Origin of the sequence: Brevundimonas sp., from assembly GCF_035561115.1 — a bacterium.
Lineage (GTDB): Bacteria > Pseudomonadota > Alphaproteobacteria > Caulobacterales > Caulobacteraceae > Brevundimonas.
In genome coordinates, this window is sequence record NZ_DATMYH010000103.1 from 16,544 (window position 1) to 37,344 (window position 20,801).

Genomic DNA, 20,801 nt, shown 5'->3' on the forward strand with positions numbered 1-20,801 from the left:
CAAGCCGGGCGCCGGTCCGGGACCCGATCGGCCGGCCCGCCCGGGCGGCGCCGTCCGGCGCGCAGGGTCGGCAGGGGCGCGGCGCGGTCCAGGGCGATGATGCGCCGCATGGCGTCATCGGTCGTCGCGTGCGACCGAAAGCGTTGCGGGGAGCCGCTCGCCTGACCGCAACCGGCTGTCTTCACGAGGTTCGCCATGGATGCGTCGTCTTCAGACCGGAGCTATGATCGCCCCGTCGCCGCGGCCCGGGCGGCCTTTGACGAGGGCCGGACGCGGGATTTCGCCTGGCGCTCCGCCCAGCTCGCCGGCCTGATCCGACTGGTCGACAGGCATGAGGAGGATATCGTCGCCGCACTCGCGCACGACCTGGGCAAGCCGCGGGCCGAGGCGCTGACCGCCGAGGCCTGGCTGGTCCGCGCCGAAGCGCGCGAGACCGCCAGGTCCTACCGTCGCTGGGCTCGGGCGCGACCCGTTCGAACGCCCTTGTCGCTGTTCCTGGGAGCGGCCCGGGTGGCGCCGGAGCCGCGCGGCCTGGTCCTGATCATGGGGGCGTGGAACTATCCCTTTCTCCTGACGCTGTCGCCGCTGATCGGCGCCCTCGGGGCCGGGTGCGCCGTGGTGGTCAAACCTTCCGAACAGGCCCCGGCGACGGCCGATCTGCTGGCGGACCTCCTGCCCCGCTACCTCGACCGGGAGGCTGTCCAGGTCGTCCAGGGGGACGCGGACGGCGCCGCGCGGCTGCTTGAGCAGCGGTTCGATCTCATTCTCTACACCGGCGGGGCGCGGGTCGGGCGGCTGGTGATGGCTGCCGCCGCCCGGCGCCTGACGCCCGTCATCCTGGAACTGGGGGGCAAGAGCCCGGCGCTGGTGCACGACAGCGCCGACATCCCGGAAGCCGCCCGCCGCATAGCCTGGGGCAAGTCGCTGAACGCGGGCCAGACCTGCACCGCGCCCGACTATGTACTCGTCCCGCGCGACCGGACCGACGCCTTCCTGGCGGCCTATCGCGGGGCGCTGGGGCGGTTCCATGGCGGCGACGCCGCGACCAGCGCCGACTATGGACGGATCCTGAACCGGCGTCATTTCGAACGCCTTTCCGCCTATCTCGGCGACGGGCGGGTCGCGATCGGCGGTCGCACCGATCCGGCGCGGCTATTCATCGAGCCGACGGTGCTGGTCGACGTTTCGCTTGATGCGCCCATCATGCAGGAAGAGATCTTCGGCCCGATCCTGCCGCTGATCCCGTACGACAGCTGGGACGAGGCCCTGGCCTTCGTCCAGGCCCGGGACAAGCCGCTGGCGGCCTATGCTTTCGGTCGCGACCGCGGCGCCATCGACCGGGCCGAGCGGGACATCAGCGCCGGGGCCTTCTGCGGCAATGACGTGATCCTGCAGCAGACGGTGCCTGACCTGCCGTTCGGCGGGGTGGGCGCGAGCGGCATGGGCGCCTATCACGGCCGCGCCGGGTTCGACGCCTTCTCCCACGCCAAGGCGGTGCTGCGCCGCCCGGTGCGGTTCGACAGCGGTCTGCGTTTCCCGCCCCATTCCGAAGGCAAGCTGCGCCGGTTGCGGTCGTTCTTCTAGCAGCCTGTCGCGGATTTCACCTGGATGAGCGCATTGGTGAATCGACGGCGAGTATCCACCGATACTCAACGCGCTGATCGAACCCCCGATCTCGACCTGGTGTCTCGCGATAGCATCGAGACCTTCAAACGAATTCATTGAAACGGAAAGCTGTGCTAGGATGCCACTTGTCCGTTCGCCGGGGTTTCGTTCGATGCGGTTCCGAATCCCATAACTGGAGGATCGGTGTTGAACCAGCCAAATGCGGAGGCCCCGATCGGTGGCGACGGGAGGGCCATGAGGGGTCTGATCGCATCACCGCTTCGTGCCTGGAGTGGGGATGCGCCTTTGGGCCAGGTGTTCTGGGGCTATGGCGTGTTCGTGAGCGCGCTGCTGATAACCGCGTTTATCGGCGCGCTCTATCGCAATGACATCTGGATACAGGAAGCGCTGCTTCTGGCTTTTCTGGCCTATACGGTATGGATCCTGACTGCGATCTGGCGGTGCTCGGAGGCTGGCACGTCGGTCTGGCACATGATCGCGAGGCTGCTCACCTTCACCTGGGCGGCCAATACACTCCTCGTCGCGGGGTTTCTCCAGTTGAACCTGCTGGAGACCGCGCTCGGCCTATAAAGGCCGAGCCGCATCCCGACCCGACCCCAGGTGAATTCGCAGGCCTCGCCAGATAGAGCCCGCGAGCGCGCTCGCCGTCGCGATCCAGGCCGTCAATGCGACCCAGACCATGGCTTGGGCGATGGTCTTCAACGCGGGGATCTCCGCCGCCAGTGAAAGGCGCAGGCTCGCCAATGCGTACATGCCGAGCGGAAAGACGAGGCTCCAAAGCATCGGCGTATAGACGAGAGGCGCCCGGTGCGCCCCATGCTTCCAGATGCCGAACATGATCAGCAGTGGAATCCACCAGGTCGCCCATGCCCACATGATCAGCGTCACGCCGTCTATAAACGGACGCATGGAGATCAGGAACGGAACGCCGCTGTCGCTCATGATCAGGACCGAGCCGGCGTTGGTGCTGATCGCGGCCGCTCCCATGATCACCCACAACAGCGGGGTGATATCCTCCGGCCCCACGTCGAAGAAAAAAATCCGGTACGCGAACAATGTGATGAATATGCCGTAGAGACCGAGTCCTACGCCCCACAGCATATGAATGAACACGAAAAGCAGTGGAGCCGCGTCTCCTTGAGCCGGCACAAGGGCCGCTCCAAGAATAACCAGCGACTCTGTCCCCACGATCGCGATCAGCCACCCGCCGTGGACGACATTCGCGCCATGCGCCGTATTGAGGAACGTCAGGACCGCAAAACTGAAATAGATGAGGCAAAACCACAGGACGAGAGCGAAGGTCCACATGGCCAGGGCGGCTTCTCCAAACCCGCGAAGATTCATGCCGATGCCGAGGACATTGCTGCCGGCCACGATCGTGAAAAATGAAAAGACGAGAGCCGGATTGGTCAGGTCGGCCCACAGCGCCGCCCTGAACCGGACAATGCGCAGGACCGTCAACAGCACAAGCCAGGTGTAGGCGAACAAATTGACGGAGAAGAGCAGGTCCGAGAGCCTGGGCTGACCTTCGAAGTACAGGGTGTTGGAAATGATGCCGGTAGCCATCACCAGGGCGAAATAGCCGGGAAACAGGTCGCTGATCTGGTCACGCAGCCAGGCCACAAAGCGTGGCGGCGGCTTCGGTCCCATCACGCGTCCAAGCCTGGCTGGAAAACATGAGCGATCATGCCTCAACCAACGCCGTAATTGACGTCCTCATCTCGCGCCCTCGGCCGTCCGGCCCAAAGTTCCGGGTGATCGCCCGCAGCGCGCAAATCCGTCCAAGCGATAGTGGTCGCCGCATCGGAGGCCCCCCACGTCGGTAGCGTGAACCACCACCATAACAACGATTGCGACCAACCGGCATGATGATTGTCAAGCAGCCCCGGTAGGCGTCTTTTTGCGGCCGTCCATGCGTGATTCAGGCGGGGCGGATCGTCCCTCAAACAGGCCAGATTCTCCCCCGGAAAACGTCCGGGGTTAAGCCGCTTTGCGTTCCATCTCGGCGGGTCCAAACGTCCAGCGGATCACGCTCCGCACGCTGGTCCCGAACCGGGCGCGCCCGTCGGCGCGACATTCCGCCCCCAGGTGGGTTGGTCGGGAACTCCCCGCGGTTCAGTCAGATCGTCAAACGCTCCACGGCGGCGACCGTCCGCATTTCTGCTGCAGCGCCGCCAGATCGAGAACGACGAGTCGGGCATAGCGGGTCTCGACCACCCGTTCCCGGCGCAGCCGTCCGAGCAACGCGGCAAGGCTCTGACGGGAGACTCCGACCAGGGCCGCCAGGTCCTCCTGGCTCAGCCGCAGATCAATCTCGACGCCGGTCTCGACACGGCGTCCGTGACGACCCGCCATCTCCGTGAGGATGAACGCCAGACGGGCCTCGGTCGAGGCGGTCAGGGTTTGCTCCACAAAGGCCAGGGCGGCGCGCTGGTGCTGGCAGGTCAGCGCCCCGATCGCGCGGTCGAAACGGGGATGGACGGCCGCGATGGCGTCGATCCGGCTCGAATCGACGTGCAGGATGACGGACGATCCGAAGGCGATCGCATCGTGAAGCCGGGGTCTGCCGTCCAGCACCGACATCTCGCCGAACCAGTCTCCCTGTCGCAGGATCAGATAGACGAGGCGGCGCCCGGCCTCGGAATGTCCGATCAGCCGAACTTCGCCCTTGAGCACCGCATGGAGCCCGTCGCCCGGATCCCCCGCACGATAGATGGCGACGCCATTGTCGACGGCCCGCATCCGGGCGGCCCCCAGCAGGGCCGCGCGCGTGTCCGACGGCAAGGCGGCCAGCCAGGGATCAGACCCGAGACTGCGATGGGGGTCGGCGATCTCCATGCGACACTCTCTACCGCTGGATTGTCAGGAACGCGACAATCCTTGCCGCGAGACGCGCCTAGACTCGACCAAGGAAACCGCATCCGGTCGAGTCCCCGACCGGCGGGCCCGGAGCGCGCCATGGAAACCGCCGTACGGATGCTGGAGACCTTCGCCGACCAGGGGGTCGACGTCTGTTTCGCCAATCCGGGCACCTCGGAAATGCACCTGGTGGCCGCGCTGGACCGCGTGCCGCGCATCCGTCCGGTGCTCGGCCTGTTCGAGGGCGTGGTCACCGGCGCAGCCGACGGCTACGGCCGCATGCGCGGCGCCCCGGCCCTGACCCTGCTGCATCTGGGCCCCGGTCTGAGCAACGGCGCCGCCAATCTGCACAACGCCTTTCGCGCCCGCACCCCGATCGTCAGCCTGATCGGAGATCACGCCACCTACCACCGCAAGAACGACGCCCCGTTGCAAAGCGACATCGAGGCCCTGGCGCGGCCGGTCAGCCGCTGGCTCGAGACCGCGGAGACGCCCGCCCGGGCGATCGATCTGGCCGGCCGGGCGGTGGCGGCGGCGATCCGGTCCGGGCCGGCGGCGCTGATCATCCCGGCCGACGTCGCCTGGTCCGACGACGGGCCTTCGCCGCGGCCGTCCGAGCCGCAGGCGCCGTCTGCGCCGGCCTGGGACCGGCGCATCGATGAGATCGCGGCCGCGCTGGGACAACCCGGCTGCGCCCTTCTTCTCGGCGGCCGTCTGCTTGGGGCCGAGGCCTGCGCCGCGGCGTCGCGGATCGGCGCCGCCACCGGCGCCCTGGTCCTGACCGAGACCTTCCCGGCGCGCGTCGAGCGCGGCGGGGGGCGGGCCGCCCTGTCTCGAATCCCCTATCTGATCGAAATGAGCGCCGGCGTCATGGGGGCGATCGGCACGGTGATTCTGGCGGGCACCCCCGCGCCGGTGGCCTTCTTCGCCCTGCCGGGACGTCCGGCCCGGCCGACGGCGGACGACGCCCGCTTCCTGACCCTGGTCGAGCCGGGCGAGGACCCCACGGCGGCCCTGATCGCCCTGGCCGAGGCGGTCGCGGGGCCCGCGCGCCAGGCGGCCCCGCGGCCGGCGGTCGCCCAGCCGGGGTTCGCCGACGTTGACCATGAGCGCGCCCTGGACGCCGATCTGCTGGCCCGGGTGGTCGCGGCGACCCTGCCCGAGCAGGCCATCGTCTGCGACGAGTCGATCTCGCTCGGCTTCTACGCCTACGACTTCGCGGCCGGCGCGGCGCCGCACGACTGGTTGTCGCTGACCGGCGGCGCCATCGGCCAGGGGCTGCCGCTGGCGACCGGGGCCGCGCTGGCCTGTCCCGGCCGCCGGGTGGTCGCCCTGCAGGCCGACGGCAGCGCCCTGTTCACGGTTCAGGCCCTGTGGACCCAGGCGCGCGAAAGCCTCGACGTCACCACTGTCATTCTCAACAACGGCGCCTACGCCATCCTCGAACTGGAGCTGGCGCGGGCCGGAGCCCCGTCCGGCGGCCCCGCCGCCCGGGCCTTGTTCGACCTGACCCGGCCCGCGATCGACTTCACGGCGCTCGCGGCGGGCTTCGGCGTGCCCGCCACCCGGGTCCGCACCGCCGGCGAACTCGCCGCGGCGCTCAACCGGGCCAATGCGACCCCAGGCCCCCATCTGATCGAGGCGATGTTCCGATGACCCGATCCACGCCCCACGCGCCGCTGCCCGAAGCGCTTGTCCGCCGCCTGGCGGATCTGCTGGGCGAGCATTTCACCGTCAACGCCACGGTGTGCGGCCATCACGGCGGCGGCGGCATGCGCCATCCGAACCTGCCGCCCCAAGCCGTGGCCTTTCCGGGGACGACGGAGGAGGTCGCCGCGGTGGTGCGCGCCTGCGCGGACCACCGGACGCCGGTGGTCCCCTTCGGCGCGGGCACCTCGCTGGAGTGCCATGTGGGCGCCGTCGCGGGCGGCGTGACCCTCGACCTGTCGCGCATGAACCGGGTGCTTCGGGTCAGCGCCGAGGATTTCGACTGTACGGTGGAGGCGGGTGTGACCCGCATGGCGCTGAACGCCCATCTGCGCGACACCGGACTGTTCTTCCCGGTCGATCCGGGGGCGGACGCGACCCTCGGCGGCATGGCGGCGACGCGGGCTTCGGGCACCACCACGGTGCGCTACGGCGGCATGCGCGAGAATGTCATGGCCCTGACGGTGGTCACCGCCGCGGGGGAGATCCTCCGCACGGCCGGTCGCGCGCGCAAGTCCTCGGCGGGCTATGATCTGACGCATCTGTTCGTCGGTTCGGAAGGCACCCTGGGCGTGACGACCGAGGTCACCCTGCGCCTGCATCCGGTCCCGGAGGCCATGGCGGCCGCGGTCTGCGCCTTTCCTTCGGCGGGCGCCGCCGTGACCACCGTGATCGAGGCGCTGCAGTCGGGACTGACGCCCGCCCGCGCCGAATACCTCGACGCGGTCCAGATGGGCGCGGTCAACCGGGCTTTCGGCCTCGACTATGCGGTCGCCGACAGTCTTTTTCTGGAGTTCCATGGCGGACCGGACGACGTCAGCCGCCAGGCCGAGGCCCTCGGTGAACTGGCGACGGCCAACGGGGGCTCGGACTTCCGCTGGGAGACCGAGCCGGAGGCGCGCGACCGGTTGTGGAAGGCGCGCCACCAGGCGGGGTTCGCCGCCCTGTCGCTGCGGCCCGGGGCCGTGCCCTGGTCGACGGATGTCTGCGTGCCGATCAGCCGGCTGGCGCAATGCGTCACGGAAACCCGCGCGGACCTCGACGCCGCGCCCTTTCCGGGCACGATGCTCGGCCACGTCGGCGACGGCAATTTCCACGCCATTCTGCTGTTGAACCGGGACGACCCCGCCGAGATGGCCGCCGCCGCCGCCTTCGATGCGCGGCTGGTTCAGCGCGCCCTGGCCATGGACGGCACCTGCACGGGAGAGCACGGGGTCGGTCTCGGCAAACAGGGCGCGCTCATCGACGAACTCGGCGGCGCCGTGGCTCTGATGCGGGCGGTGAAGCAGGCGCTCGACCCGGACGGTCTGATGAACCCGGGCAAGATCTTCGCCGCCGCCTGACGGCCCGCTCACCGCCACCTTGAGGGAGAGAAGGCCGCGGGCGCCAGACCGCGTTCGGCCAGGTCGCACGGAATCTCGCGCTCCAGGGCCAGGGCGGCCCCCAGTCGGGCCGCGGCGGGGGCGGTCTGCATGCCATAGCCGCCCTGACCGGCGAACCAGAAGAAGCCGGCCATGTCCGGGTCGTAGCCGAGGACCGGGGTCCGGTCGGGGGCGAAGGTCCGCAGTCCGGCCCACGACCGCCGCACATGGTTTATGGAAAGGGTCGTGGCGGTCTGGAGGCGGTCGATACAGACCGCGATGTCATACTCCTCCGGCGCGGCGTCCCCGGGCGCGGACGGCGTCTCGTCGGCGGGGGAGGCGAGCAGGCGGCCCGATTCCGGTTTGAAATAGAACTGCTCGTCGATGTCGATCACCGTGGGCCAGGGTTCGATGGCCGGCCCGGCCGGCGGGTCGATCAGGATCACCGTCCGCCGCCGGGGCGTCAGCCCCAGAGGGGACGCCCCGGCCATTTCGGCGACCTGGTCCGCCCAGGCCCCCGCGGCGTTGACAATCACCCGGGCCTCGGCGGTGTCGCCGCCGGTCAGCGTGACCCGCCATCCCTCGGGCCGGCGTTCGATCCGTTCGACGCCGGCGTTCAGCTGCAGGTCCGCGCCTCTGGCCCGGGCCAGGCGGAGGTAGCCCGCGTGCAGGCCATGGGTGTCGATGTCGCTGGAGTCAGGCTCGAAGATCGCCCGCGACACCGCCTCCGGCCGCAGGATCGGCGCCATGGCCAGCGCGTCCCGTCCGCTGATCTCGCGCATCCCGCTCCCCGTCGCGCCGATGTCGGCGGCCCGGGCGTCGAGCGCCGGGCGCTGATCCCGTCGCGCCACGGTGAGACAGCCTCGCCGCTTCAGCAGCGGCTGGCTGCAGAAGCCGCCGGGCGGCGTATCGAAAAAGCCGCGGCTGGCTCCCGTCAGTCGTCTCACCCAGGCATTGCCGTAGGATTCGATGAACATCGCCGCCGACCGGCCGGTGGTGTGATAGCCGTGACCTTCCTCGCGCTCGACGACGAGAACGCTGGCGGAGGCGGCGAGCTCGGAGGCGATCGAGGCTCCGGCGATCCCGGATCCCACCACCAGATAGTCAAATCGCCTCATGAGGCCTCCCCCGGCCGGCGCGGTCGCCGGATCGCCGGAACGCCGGCCATCCGCCGACGGGGCCGGGCGTGGCCGTTCGACTGCGCTACCGCGCGCGGGCGACTCCCGGATTGTCGACCGTCAATCGGCGCCCCGATCCCGGTCAAGCCGGGCCGCACCGGACCGGCATCGCCTGGCGGATCCGGCGATGGGGATGGAGACGCAGGCCGCCTGGCGGTCCCGTCCCGATCAGGCCTCGATGTCCGGGCGGAACGAGCGGGGCTCCGGCGAGACCTGCGCGGCATCCTTCGTCACGGGGCCGCGGCGCGGTCGAATTCGGGCCGCAAGACCTCGCAGATCGGCTTCCGCGACGCCGTCCCGCGCCATCAGCAGTCGAACGATCGGATCGTCCAGCATCTGATCAAGCGTCAGCTCCTGATCGTGCATCCGCGCCTCCATCGATACGCCTGTGGGAGGGAGATGGGCGCGTCGTTGCGGGGCGCCAGACCGGCGGGGTGATTTCGTCAAAGGTTCACGCGCGTGGCGCCGGTCGCGTCACCGCCGACCCGATCATCCGAATTCCAGAAACTCGCCCTGGGGACCATAGGCGGCGAAGGCGGCGATCCGGCCGTCGCGAACCGCCTCGACCATCGTCTCCAGGGCCAGCTCTATCCGGCCCTTGTCAGGCGGCCTCCCGGCTTGTCCGGCGAGGCTGGCGGCGAACACCACGCTCCACGGCGGCCCCGCCCGTTCGGACTCCGAGACCAGGGCGTGGAAGTCGGGGATGTCCTGCGGCGCCTTGTCGACGCACATCAGCGGCGCCAGCGCGCCCCCGCGGCCCGACCGGAAGCGTTCGAGCTGCTCGGGCGTGGGGTGGTCCGGCAATTCGGCGAAGGCGAAGACGAACAGCAGACGTTGCGGTTCGGGCTCCGCGGCGGCGGCGGCCAAGAGCTGCCGGAAATGCGAGGTGTCGTTCATGGGGAGCAGGGTAGGGCGCCAAGACCGTCCCTGTCTTGCGCCGGCGCAATTAGACTGGCGCGGCCCCCAAATGTGAGTGCGAGACGCGTCAAACTGAGGCCGCGACGGCCCGCGATGCCCCGCCTTGTGCACGCTCGACGCCTTCGTCATCGTGCCGCTAGCGCCCGGCCGCTTTCGCGACAATCGCGCCGGGACGGCAAATGCACATGAGGATCTCTTGGGCACCGCATCATCGGTCCCTGCGAATTAGGCCTTGATCCCGATCAACCGCCGCCGATCTGGCGGCAGTGTTCTGGCTCGGGTGCTCGTGATGGGAGTACTCGCACGGATTTATCCCTGGGCGGCAATCGACGGGGCGTGGAGTTTGGGCCTGGTAATCTACGGCATCGCAAAGATTCGGCACGGACCGGCGCTGCCGATAGCCTCCACAGGCCCTTGCCAAACCCTGCGAGAGCGCCTAGGCAAGGAACACTACGCTAAACCGTTTGCTCTACGTGAACCCACTCCCCAAATCTCTGGGTCTCTTGCCTGGGATTGAGTCTCGTCAGTGGCGGACACTCATGAGTTGGAGAGTAACTGATGGCCTTCCCGATATTCGGCCGAATCGCCGCCATTTCCATAGCCATAGGCGTTGCTGGCCTATTCTCGGGCCCGGCGATGGCGCACTGCGACAGCATGGATGGCCCCGTTGTAAAGGACGCTCAAAGGGCGCTGTCTGACGAGGATGTGACCCCCGTCCTGAAATGGATCGGTGTCGAGGATGAAGCGGCGATCCGTCAGGCTTTCGACATGACATTGGCTGTTCGCGGCGAGAGCGAGAGGGCGAAGGCCGTCGCCGACATGTATTTCTTCGAAACATTGGTCAGAGTTCACCGCGCGACGGAGGGTGAAGGCTTCACGGGCCTGAAGCCCGCTGGGAGTGCTGATCCGGCGTTTGTCGCCGCTGATCGCGCCTTGGTCGACGGCGACATCACAACACTTGCCGATGAGGTTTCCGGAGCCGTCCGAAACGGCATCCTCGAGCGCTTCGCTACAGCCCGGGAGAAACGGCAGCAGGCAGAAAGCTCAGTGGAGCAGGGCCGGGAATACGTCGGCGCGTATATCCAATATACCCATTTCCTCGAGGGTGCGGGCCACTTGGCGTCAAACGGCGGCGATGCGACCCATCGTGAACCTGTTGCGGCCGTCCACTGAAGGAAAGTCGCTTCAAGGAAAGGCAGAGGAACGCCCGGACCAGCCGGATTGATCAGGTCGGAGCGTCCCTGGTGCGGCAGCGAACGGAAAACGCGGTCGGGAGCATGATGGGTATAAGAGAGCAGTTTAGCTGCTAGCCTCACGCTGTCCGGCGAATACAAGATCGATGAAACGGTCATTGCGCGGCCACCGGCTCGCGGCCTTTCGAACTCGTCGTGTCTTCGGGCAGGACGCACGGGCCTCCGGTTGGTCCTGGCTATGTCAGAACACCGCCACCCCGTGGCTTCGAGGATCGAAGAGGGCGAGGAAGCCCCCTGTCCGGCCCGGAAAGGGGAGGACAATTCCAGGCTACCGTTGGCGGCCCGCGCGATGGTCTCCGCGATGGCGAGCCCGAGTCCAGAGCCTGGGCCGGCAGCCGTGCCCGTTCGAGCGCTGAGGCAGCCGCAGCAGGCGACCGGGAGGGACCGCGGCGCCCTTGTTGGCCACGCTGAACTCCCCGGTTCAGACAGCGTGATGTCGAGCGGAGTCCCCGAGGGCGAGTGATTCAGGGCGTTCGCCGCAAGGCTCCGCATCAGAACGCCGAATGCATCGGGATCAATGTTCGAGGGCGCGTGGTCCGGCATTTCCACGCAGCGGGCGGTCGGCCAAATTCACGGAGGGAATTTGAGCGTCAGCGCCAGGATCGCACGAGATCAGACCCGGTCTTTCGCAGGACCCCGCCCCTTCCGCGCGCGCGAGCTGAAGGAGCTTTTTGGTGAGGCGCGCCACCCGCTTGAGCTCTATCTCGAAGTCGCGCGCCCCGCGTCGCTGCGGCTCCCATCCAATCCATGCGCGAGAGGCTGGACCCGGGCCAGCCGCGGCGATCGGCGTCCTGAACTCATGCGCCGCGGAGGAAGTGAGCGCACGCTCGGCCTCCAGGGGCCGAGACATCTTTTGCATCAGCCGGTTCACGACATGGGGAACAGGGTAGGGCTCCCGAGCCGTCCCTGTCTTGCGCCCGCACAATGTCAGCGCCGCGGCGCGTTGGCCCCGCAATCAAGCGCAGCGGTACGTAATATCCCGGAGGTGATAATGAGACGCAATAACTCTAGACCACTCGCGCCCCGGAGGAACAACGATGCGCCACCGAACCCCGAATCCCCGCTATTCGTCGTTGTCCTGCGCCAACGCCGCGGGGGCTTGCGTCCTTCTGACGCTGGCTCTGGCCGCCCCGGCCGAGGTCCAGGCCCAATCCGTCGCGCCGGTCTCGGAAGCACCGGTGGACCTGGGGGAGGTGGTGGTGACCGCGGGGCGCACGCCGCTGACCGTCGCCCGGGCGCGGGCCACGCGAACGCCCGGCGGCGCCAGCGTTATCGCCACGGCGGATTTCGAGGCGGAGGGGGCCGTCATCCTCGCCGACGCCCTGGCCTCCGCGCCCGGGGTCGTGGTGCAGAGCTTCTTTGGCGGCGACGACCAGCCGCGACTGCAGTTGCGGGGTTCCGGGCTGCAGCAGAACCCGGCCGAACGCGGCGTTCTCTTCCTGCAGGACGGCCTGCCGCTCAATCGGGCGGACGGCTCCTACATCGTCGGATTGATCGATCCGCGCCAGGCCGCCTTCATCGAGGTGTTCCGTGGCTATACCGCCAACAGGCTCGGGGCCACGGTCCTGGGCGGGGCGCTCAATTTCGTGTCCCCCTCGGGTGATGCGGTCCAGGGCGCGCGCCTGCGCCTCGAAGGCGGCAGCTTCGGCTACGCCTACGGTTCGGTCGACGTCGGCGTCGAGGCCGACGACTGGGCCGGCTTCGGATCGGTCAGCCACAGCCGGCGCGACGGCTACCGCGACTACAACGGATCATCGCGCACCAGCGTGGTTCTGAGCAGCGACCACGACCTCGCGCCCGGAGTCAGCTCCCGCTTCCTCGCCGGTTACGTCGACAGTGCATTCGATGTTTCAGGTCCCCTGACAGCGGCGATGCTGGGGGACGATCCGCGACAGGTTTCGACCGGCCCGGTGGTGGTGGCCGGCGTCGCCCGCAATCCCGGACCCAATGTCGTCCGCGATCGGCCGCGACGCGAGACGCGGCTGGCGTGGATCGGAAACCGGACCACGGCGACCCGGGGCGCACACGCCTTCGACGCGGCCGTCAGTTTCGTGCACGCCGACGACAGCTTCGCCTTTCCGGTCTCCGCCGGGGTCCGGGAAACGGATGGCGGCGACCTCAATCTGATGGGGCGCTACGCCCTGCTTCGGGACGGCGGCGGCCTGCCGCGCCTGGAGGTGACCGGCCACTACGCCACGGGGTCTGCGGACCGGGTGTATGCGCTCAACGTCGCCGGCGAACGCGGCGCCGTGTTCGGGCAGGGCGACCTGGAGGCGCGCGTCTACGGACTCAATCTGACCGCCAACCTGTCGCTGGGCGATGCGCTCACCTTGGCGCCGTCCCTGTCCTGGGCGCGCGCGGAACGGACCTGGGAGGACACCTACGCCCTGGCGACCCGGCCGACCGTGGCGTTCAACCCCATGAATCCGGCGATGCGCCTTCCCGACGGAGCCGTGGCAGCCACGGACAGCGGCTATGACCGCCACTACGACGAGATCAGCTCGTCTCTGGCGCTGAGCTGGCGGCCCGACGAGCGGACCCATGTCTACGCCGCCGTCAGCCATAGCTTCGAGCCGCCCTCGCACGACGATCTGATCGCCACCATCAACGGCACGCCGAACTCTTCCGCGGGCCGTCCGGCGCCGGGGAATCCCGGACTGCAGGCCGAGGTGTTCCGGACACCGGATCTGAAGGCCCAGACCAGCGACACGGTCGAGATCGGGGTCCGCGGCCGTCGGGGCCGGTTCCAGCTCGATGGTCTCGTCTACTATGCCCGGGTCAGCGACGAACTGCTCAATCTGCGCGACGCGACCGGCGTGTCCCTGGGGGCGATCAACGCCGACGAGACCCGTCACATCGGCGCCGAGATCGGCATTTCCGCGGACCTGACCGACCGCCTGGCCGGCTGGGTGAGCTACACCTGGCAGGACTTCCGCTTCGTCGACGACCCTCTCCGCGGCGACAACCGGCTCGCGGGCGCTCCCCCGCACGTGGTCAACGCCAACCTCAGCCTGGCCGTCACGCCCGCCCTGACCGTGGCGGCGAACGCGCACTGGCGACCGTCCCGCACGCCGGTCGACAATATGAACACTCTCTACAGCGACGCCTTCGCGACGCTGGACTTGCGCGTCGCCTATGCCTTCCAGGGCGGCGTCACGGCCTTCGTCGAGTCCCGCAATGTCTTCGACGAGGTCCATGCCGCTTCGACCCTTGTGGTCGATCAGGCCCGCCCGGACCAGGCCGTCTACCTCCCGGGCGAAGGGCGGGCGCTCACCGCCGGCCTCCGCTTCGGCTTCTAGGAGATGACCATGGCCAGCCTTCTGTCGCGACGCCGGGCGCTGTCCGTTCTCGCCTTCGGCGCCGCCGGCGCGGCGACGGGGTGCGCCGGTCCGGCGCCGGACGATCCCGCCCATCTGACCCTGTGGGGGCCGCCGGCCGGTCCGACGATCATCCTCGCCCACGCCGTCCACCTCGGCCTCACCGATTTCATGGCGGAGACCGTGGCCGTCAGAGCCTGGCGCAGCCCCGACGAACTCAGGGCCGGGCTGACCTCCGGAACCATCCACCTGTCGATCATGCCGCTCAATACGGCGGCCAGCCTCTACAACCGCGGCCAGGACGTGCGGCTGCTGAATGTGATGACCGACGGTCTGCTCTATGTCGTCTCGCCGGACGCGGGCATCACCGGGCCCCGAGATCTGAAGGGGCGCAGTCTGGCCGTTCCGTACCGTCGCGACGCCCCGGACGTCGTGCTCCGCAGCCTGCTCGGCTTCCATGGACTGGTCCCGGGCAAGGACATCACGATCCGCAGCACCGGATCGCCGATCGAGGCGGTTCAACTGATGCTCACCGGCGCCGTGGACGCCGCCTTCGTGCCCGAGCCGGCCGCCTCGGCGGCGATCCTCAGTGGGCGTCTGGTGGGCAAGACCATCAGCCGCGTCATCGATGTCCAGGCGCAATGGCAAGCCGTGGTCGGCGATCCGGCCGCGACCCTTCCGCAGGCCGGCCTGGCGGTCAAGGGGCTCTTCCATCGTGACAACGTCGAGCGGCTGTCGCGTCTGAACCGGGTCCTCGCGAAGGCGGCGGTCGCGGTCAATGCGGACCCGAAAGCGGCGGCGCGGGCGGCGACCGGATCGCTGGGCATGCCGGCGCCGATCCTGGAAGCGGCGATTCCCTTCTCCAATCTCAGGGTCGTCGAGGCGAGGACGGCCCGTCCCACGATCGAACGCTATTTCTCGACGATCACGGCCGCCGATCCCGCCATTCTGGGGGGGCGTGCTCCGGATGAGGGCTTCTATCTCTAGCGCGCCGCTGACGCGAACGGCGGCCGAGGCGGCCGGGCGCCTTGGCGGGTTCCTGTGGTCGGCCTGGGTCGGCCTGGCGGGCCTGGCTCTGATCGGCGCCCTGTGGCAGGTCGGTCATGAAGCCTTCGGCGACTTCATCCTGCCGGCGCCGCTGGCGGTCCTGGCCGCCACGATCGAATTGCTGGGTCAACGGGAGACCTGGGTCGTCGCCGGCCAGACGACCGTGCGCGCGGTCCGGGGTCTTGCCCTGGGCCTGGTCGCGGGCGGCCTGACCGGTTTCGTCGCCGGCTATTCGCCGGCGCTGATGCGCCTGGCCCGACCCATCCTGACGGTGATGCTCGGCGTGCCGCCCATCGCCTGGATCGTCATGACGATGATCTGGTTCGGGTCCTCCGACGCCACCGTCACGGTGACCGTAGTGGTGGCCGCCGCGCCCTTCCTCTTCATTGGCGCCGCGGAGGGCGTGACCGGTCGGGACCGGCGGCTCGACGACATGGCCCGGGCGTTCGGAGCAGGACCGGTCACGCGCTTGGTCACGATCGGCCTGCGCCAGATGATGACCAGCCTGTTTCCGGCCCTGACCATGGCCACCGGCACGGCGTTCAAGGTCGCGGTCATGGCGGAACTGCTGACGAATACGGGCGGAGTCGGCGGCGCCCTGGCGGACGCCCGCACGATGCTCGATGTCCGTCAGGCCCTGGCCTGGGTGCTCATCTCCGTGGCGGCCCTGCTGGCGGTGGAATACGGTCTCATCCATCCGGTCCGCGGCCATCTTGAACGCTGGCGCGAGGCCGCCCGCCAATGGGGCGTGAAGCGGTGACCCGGCTTGAACTGAGCGGCGTCGGCCACGCCTACCTCGGACGCACTGTTCTCGATCAGGTTCATCTGGCGGTCGGGGTGGCGGAGATCGTGGCCCTGGTCGGGCCGTCCGGCTGCGGCAAGAGCACCCTGCTGCATATCGCCGCCGGCCTTATGGATCCGGTGCGGGGCCGCGTCATTCGCAACTATCGACGCCATGGCGTGGTCTTTCAGGAACCTCGCCTGCTGCCCTGGGCGACGGCGCGCGACAATATCGCCTACGCCCTCAAGCGATGCGGCGTCGATGGCCGGACCCGACGCCGGCGCGTGCGCGAGGTCGCCGCGAGCGTGGCGCTCGGCGACGACGACCTCGACAAATACCCGCTCGAGCTGTCGGGCGGCATGGCGCAGCGGGTGGCCGTCGCCCGCGCCCTCGCGGCCGAGCCCGATTTCGTCTTCCTCGACGAACCGTTCAGCGCGCTCGATGTCGGGCTGAAGCGGCGGCTGCAGGATCTCACCATCGCCGCGCTCGATGAGGGCGGGGTCAGCGCCCTGTTCGTCACCCACGATCTGGCCGAAGCGGCCCGCATCGCCCATCGCATCGTGGTCCTCGACGGGAGAGGGCAGGGCCTGATCGCGAACCGGCGTCTTCCGGACCGCCCGGGCCGGCGCAGTGAGCGTCAGATATTCGAGACGGTCCAGGATCTGCTGACCCACGACCCGGCGTTTCTGCACATCAACGACGTCGGTGAGAGAGACTAGGATGGGCAGGCGATTGCGGGCCACGGCGGCGGTGCTCGGCGACGAGGCCCTGCGCCTGTTCTTCCCCCTCGCGGCGCTCCATGCGGCGGCCTGGCCGCTGCTGTGGGTGGCGGTCTATGGCCTCGACCTGCCTCTGGCGCGGACGGTCCCGCCGTCGCTGTGGCACGGCCATGAGATGCTGATCGGCGCCTTTGGCGCCGCCCTGCTCGGCTTCATTTTTACTGCGGTCCCGGAATGGAGCAACCAGGATCGGCCGAGAGGCCCTGTCCTGTTCGCCCTCGCCGGGCTCTGGAGCGTCGGGCGGCTGGTCGGGCTTGTCGGCGCGGACATGTTGGGCGCGCTCGGCGCACTGGCCGACCTCGCCTGGCTGGGCGCCATCGTAGTCTTTCTGGCGTTCACCGCCGTCCGGCAGCGCGCCCTGGGTCTGCGGGGATTCCTGTTCTGGATCGTCGCCCTGTGGCTCGGTGAGGCGGCCACCCGGTATGGGTTCCTGACCGGCGATCTTCATCTCGCGAAAACGTCCCTCTGGCTTTCCGTGCTCGCCTTTACCGCCATCCTTGGGCTCGCGCTGGCCCGGATCACGCCGCCGATCACCAACCGTATCCTCGATCCGGACCTCGCGAGCACGCCGTTCCGGCCGCACCCTGGACGCCGCAACCTTGGCCCGATCCTGATCGCCACGGCGATGGCCGGGACGATCTTTGGCGCTTCCGCGGCGGTAGACGGCTTTCTCCTGATCGCCGCCGGCGCGGCCTTTATGGACCGGTCGGCGGAGGCCTTTATCGGTCGCGCCTTCTTCCGGACGGAAATCCTCGCGCTCGGCGGATCCTCCGCGCTCGCGGGATTCGGTTTGCTGCTTGTCGGAGCGAGCCGCCTGGCCTTGCCTGTGCCGGAACTCGCCGGACTTCATCTGCTGACCATGGGCGGACTGGGCCTTGGCGTTCTTTCGGTGTTCGCCATCGCCGGCAAGCTTCACACCGGCCAGCCCCTGGGTCTGGAGCTCCCCGTGAAGGGCGCCTTCCTGTTGCTGGTCGGCGGAACGCTCGCGCGGGTGGCGGCGGCTTTCGATCCGACGACGCCGTCCATCACCGGCCTGTTGCATCTCATCTCGGCGCTGATGTGGGCGGGAGCCTTCCTCGTCTGGCTGCGATGCTATTGGCCCTTCCTTTCCCGCGCCGACAAACCGGAGGAAGGATCGGCTCGTGGCTGATCCGGCCTTGACGGGAAGGAGGCGGGGCCACGCCGCGGCGCCGCCCTCCTGTAGGTCGTTGGACGCCGGCTACCGTCCGGCCCGCGTCAGAAGTTCGATCAGTTCGCCGGCCTTCGCCCTTCGGTCCTCAAGATCGTCGCCGGTCATGGCGCCCATCACGCAGTGGTCGAGATGGTCCTTCAGCACTTCTGTCTCCACACGGTGGACCGCCGCGCGGACGGCTTGCAGCTGGGTCAGCAGGTCGATGCAATAGCGGTCCTCCGCGACCATGCGCGCGATCCCCCGCACCTGCCCTTCGATCCGGCTTAGCCTGTTGAGGATTTTGGGTTTCGTATCAGTCTGCATGGATTTTTCGCTCCTGCAGTCTCGTTATACCCATTGGGGGTATCTTGCAATATACCCCTGCTGGGTATAGGTGAGCGGCGTCAGACGGAGAGAACGCCATGTCCACGCTTCCTCACAGTCACGCCTCAGGCCATTCGTGCTGCTCGACGAAAGCCTCTGCGGGCGCGGCCTCGGTCAAGGATCCGGTCTGCGGGATGTCGGTTGATCCAACGACCACGGCTCACCGGGCCAGCCATGACGACCAGGACTATTTCTTCTGCTCGGCAGGGTGTCGGACCAGGTTCGTCACGGAGCCGCAGCTTTATCTCAACCCGCGCATGGAGGCGGAGCCCGTCATCCCGGGCGCGATCTACACCTGCCCCATGCACCCCGAGATCCGGCAGGAAGGCCCGGGCTCCTGCCCGATCTGCGGCATGGCGCTCGAGCCGGAGACGGCCACCGCCGAAGCCCCGCCCAACCATGAACTGATCGACTTCACCCGCCGGGGCTGGGTCGGCCTGGTTTTGGCGCTGCCGGTGTTCGCGCTGGAGATGGGCGTGCATCTGACCAATCTGCACATGCTCATCCCCGGCCAGTTGTCGAACTGGATCCAGTTCGCCCTGGCGACCCCCGTGGTCCTCTGGTGCGGCTGGCCCTTCCTTCAGCGCGGCTGGACATCGCTGCGCACCCGTCGGCTGAACATGTTCACCCTGATCGCGATGGGGGTCGGGGTCGCCTGGCTCTACAGCGTCGTGGCCGTGGTCGCGCCCGGGCTGTTCCCGCCCGCCTTCCTGAAGGCCGACGGCAGCGCGCCGGTGTATTTCGAGGCGGCGGCGGTCATCACGGTGCTGGTGCTCGTCGGACAGATCCTGGAACTCCGCGCCCGGGAGCAGACCTCTGGCGCGATCCGGGCATTGCTGGACCTCACGCCCAAGACCGCGCGACGGTTAGGTGCGGACGGCGTCGATGAGGACGTCTCCCTGGAACAGGTCGCCGTCGGCGACCGCCTGCGGGTCCGGCCCGGCGAGAAGATCCCGGTGGACGGCGAGATCCTGGAAGGCCGGGTGGCGGTCGATGAATCGATGGTCACCGGAGAGTCCATGCCCGTGACGAAGGCGGTCGGCGACCGGGTCGTCGCGGGGGCCCTGAACCGGACCGGATCCTTCATCATGCGCGCCGACAAGGTCGGGGCCGACACCTTGCTGGCCCAGATCGTCCAGATGGTCGCCCAGGCCCAACGCAGCCGCGCGCCGATCCAGCGGCTGGCCGACACGGTTTCCGGCTGGTTCGTCCCGACCGTGATCGCAATCGCCCTGCTCGCCACCGCCGTCTGGGGAATGGTGGGTCCGGAGCCCCGGCTGTCCTATGCGCTGGTCGCCGCGGTCTCGGTCCTGATCATCGCCTGTCCCTGTGCTCTCGGTCTCGCGACCCCGATCTCGATCATGGTGGGTGTCGGACGAGGGGCGCGCGCCGGGGTTCTGATCAAGAACGCCGAAGCTCTGGAGCGCTTCGAGAAGGTCGACACCCTGATCCTCGACAAGACCGGCACCCTCACCGAGGGCCGCCCGTCCGTGACGGCGATCCTGCCCGCCGACGGCTTCACCGAAGCGGAGATCCTGCGTCTTTCGGCCAGTCTCGAGCGCGGAAGCGAGCATCCCCTCGCGGACGCGATCGTCTGGGCCGCCAAGGACCGTGATCTGACCCTGTCAGAGGCCGTGGACTTCGATAGCCCGGTGGGACGAGGCGTGCGCGGGACGGTCGAGGGCCGCCAGGTGGCCCTCGGCAACACCCGGTATCTTGGTGAGCTCTCGATCGACGTTTCCGCCCTGGAGCCGCAGGCCGATGCGCTCCGCCATGACGGCGCCACCGCCATTTTCGTGGCGGTCGATGGCAAGGCGGCGGGGGTCATCGGCATCGCCGATCCGGTCAAGACCACGACGCCCGACGCCATCCTCGCGCTGAAGGCGGCGGGCCTGCGGCTGGTCATGATGACGGGCGACAACCGGACCACGGCCGAAGCCGTGGCGCGGCGCCTCGGCATCGACGAGGTCCAGGCCGAGGTTCTGCCGCAGGACAAGGCCTCCGTGGTTCAGCAGCTTCGGGCCCAGGGCCGGGTCGTCGCCATGGCGGGAGACGGCGTCAATGATGCGCCCGCCCTGGCCGCCGCCGATGTGGGCGTCGCCATGGGGGCGGGCTCGGATGTCGCGATCGAGAGCGCGGGCGTGACCCTTCTGGGCGGCGACCTGCAAGGCATCGTCCGCGCGCGGCGACTGTCCCGCGCGGTGATGGGCAACATACGGCAAAACCTGGTCTTCGCCTTCGGTTACAATGCGCTCGGCATCCCGGTGGCGGCGGGCCTGCTGTATCCGGTTTTCGGGCTGCTCCTCTCGCCCGCCCTGGCGGCGCTCGCCATGGCGCTGTCCTCGGTGAGCGTTATCGGCAACGCGTTGAGGCTGCGCAGCCTGAGGCTCTAATGTCGCGTGATCTGGTTTCCGAGGAGC

Annotated in this window: 17 protein-coding genes; 11 read left to right on the top strand and 6 right to left on the bottom strand. The window is 68.8% G+C overall.

The window, feature by feature from the left end:
- Positions 1 to 195 precede the first annotated feature (195 nt).
- Positions 196 to 1,584: an aldehyde dehydrogenase family protein gene (locus VN378_RS13320; protein WP_325744065.1), complete on the top strand. Its 1,389-nt coding sequence runs from the start codon at positions 196 to 198 to the stop codon at positions 1,582 to 1,584.
- 276 nt (positions 1,585 to 1,860) lie between these two features.
- Entirely contained in the window at positions 1,861 to 2,196 is a 336-nt protein-coding gene (locus tag VN378_RS13325) for a hypothetical protein (RefSeq protein WP_325744066.1), read from the top strand.
- Here VN378_RS13325 and VN378_RS13330 read toward each other — a convergent pair.
- Both VN378_RS13330 and VN378_RS13335 read right to left on the bottom strand, forming a co-directional pair.
- Positions 2,191 to 3,276 carry a tellurite resistance/C4-dicarboxylate transporter family protein gene (locus VN378_RS13330; RefSeq protein ID WP_325744067.1) on the bottom strand — a complete coding sequence of 362 codons (1,086 nt, stop codon included), beginning with the start codon at positions 3,274 to 3,276 and terminating at the stop codon, positions 2,191 to 2,193. The genes VN378_RS13325 and VN378_RS13330 overlap by 6 nt on opposite strands.
- A gap of 477 nt (positions 3,277 to 3,753) precedes the next feature.
- Positions 3,754 to 4,464, bottom strand: a complete 711-nt coding sequence (locus tag VN378_RS13335; RefSeq protein ID WP_325744068.1) for a Crp/Fnr family transcriptional regulator — start codon at positions 4,462 to 4,464, stop codon at positions 3,754 to 3,756.
- Positions 4,465 to 4,584: 120 nt separating this feature from the next.
- Between VN378_RS13335 and VN378_RS13340 the strand changes: the two genes are divergently transcribed.
- Complete coding sequence (locus VN378_RS13340) at positions 4,585 to 6,141, top strand: acetolactate synthase large subunit (RefSeq protein ID WP_304929124.1); 1,557 nt, start codon at positions 4,585 to 4,587, stop codon at positions 6,139 to 6,141.
- Positions 6,138 to 7,535 carry an FAD-binding oxidoreductase gene (locus VN378_RS13345; RefSeq protein ID WP_325744069.1) on the top strand — a complete coding sequence of 466 codons (1,398 nt, stop codon included), beginning with the start codon at positions 6,138 to 6,140 and terminating at the stop codon, positions 7,533 to 7,535. The genes VN378_RS13340 and VN378_RS13345 overlap by 4 nt, the downstream gene beginning before the upstream one ends.
- An 8-nt stretch (positions 7,536 to 7,543) precedes the next feature.
- On the opposite strand, the gene VN378_RS13350 is transcribed toward VN378_RS13345, so the two are convergent.
- From VN378_RS13350 to VN378_RS13360, 3 genes are all read right to left on the bottom strand, one after another.
- Complete coding sequence (locus VN378_RS13350; RefSeq protein WP_325744070.1) at positions 7,544 to 8,671, bottom strand: FAD-dependent oxidoreductase; 1,128 nt, start codon at positions 8,669 to 8,671, stop codon at positions 7,544 to 7,546.
- Between the two features lie 228 nt (positions 8,672 to 8,899).
- Positions 8,900 to 9,097: a hypothetical protein gene (locus tag VN378_RS13355; protein ID WP_304929121.1), complete on the bottom strand. Its 198-nt coding sequence runs from the start codon at positions 9,095 to 9,097 to the stop codon at positions 8,900 to 8,902.
- Positions 9,098 to 9,220: 123 nt separating this feature from the next.
- The gene (locus VN378_RS13360; protein ID WP_304929120.1) at positions 9,221 to 9,628 is read right to left on the bottom strand and encodes a ribonucleotide reductase subunit alpha; all 408 of its coding nucleotides are present in this window, start codon (positions 9,626 to 9,628) and stop codon (positions 9,221 to 9,223) included.
- Between the two features lie 579 nt (positions 9,629 to 10,207).
- Between VN378_RS13360 and VN378_RS13365 the strand changes: the two genes are divergently transcribed.
- From VN378_RS13365 to VN378_RS13390, 6 genes are all read left to right on the top strand, one after another.
- Positions 10,208 to 10,822, top strand: a complete 615-nt coding sequence (locus tag VN378_RS13365) for a DUF6448 family protein (protein WP_304929119.1) — start codon at positions 10,208 to 10,210, stop codon at positions 10,820 to 10,822.
- 1,117 nt (positions 10,823 to 11,939) lie between these two features.
- Positions 11,940 to 14,201 carry a TonB-dependent receptor family protein gene (locus VN378_RS13370; protein WP_304929118.1) on the top strand — a complete coding sequence of 754 codons (2,262 nt, stop codon included), beginning with the start codon at positions 11,940 to 11,942 and terminating at the stop codon, positions 14,199 to 14,201.
- A gap of 9 nt (positions 14,202 to 14,210) precedes the next feature.
- Positions 14,211 to 15,206, top strand: coding sequence for an ABC transporter substrate-binding protein (locus tag VN378_RS13375; RefSeq protein WP_304929117.1), 996 nt, complete (start codon positions 14,211 to 14,213; stop codon positions 15,204 to 15,206).
- Positions 15,187 to 16,026 carry an ABC transporter permease gene (locus VN378_RS13380; RefSeq protein WP_304929116.1) on the top strand — a complete coding sequence of 280 codons (840 nt, stop codon included), beginning with the start codon at positions 15,187 to 15,189 and terminating at the stop codon, positions 16,024 to 16,026. The genes VN378_RS13375 and VN378_RS13380 overlap by 20 nt, the downstream gene beginning before the upstream one ends.
- Positions 16,023 to 16,766, top strand: coding sequence for an ABC transporter ATP-binding protein (locus tag VN378_RS13385; protein ID WP_325744071.1), 744 nt, complete (start codon positions 16,023 to 16,025; stop codon positions 16,764 to 16,766). The genes VN378_RS13380 and VN378_RS13385 overlap by 4 nt, the downstream gene beginning before the upstream one ends.
- Position 16,767: 1 nt before the next feature.
- Positions 16,768 to 17,976, top strand: coding sequence for an NnrS family protein (locus VN378_RS13390; protein WP_325744072.1), 1,209 nt, complete (start codon positions 16,768 to 16,770; stop codon positions 17,974 to 17,976).
- A 69-nt stretch (positions 17,977 to 18,045) separates the two neighbouring features.
- On the opposite strand, the gene VN378_RS13395 is transcribed toward VN378_RS13390, so the two are convergent.
- A complete protein-coding gene (locus VN378_RS13395; protein WP_304929113.1) occupies positions 18,046 to 18,321 on the bottom strand; it encodes a metal-sensitive transcriptional regulator in 276 nt (91 codons plus the stop codon).
- A 98-nt stretch (positions 18,322 to 18,419) separates the two neighbouring features.
- Between VN378_RS13395 and VN378_RS13400 the strand changes: the two genes are divergently transcribed.
- Entirely contained in the window at positions 18,420 to 20,774 is a 2,355-nt protein-coding gene (locus VN378_RS13400) for a heavy metal translocating P-type ATPase (protein WP_325744073.1), read from the top strand.
- The last annotated feature ends 27 nt before the right edge of the window (positions 20,775 to 20,801 follow it).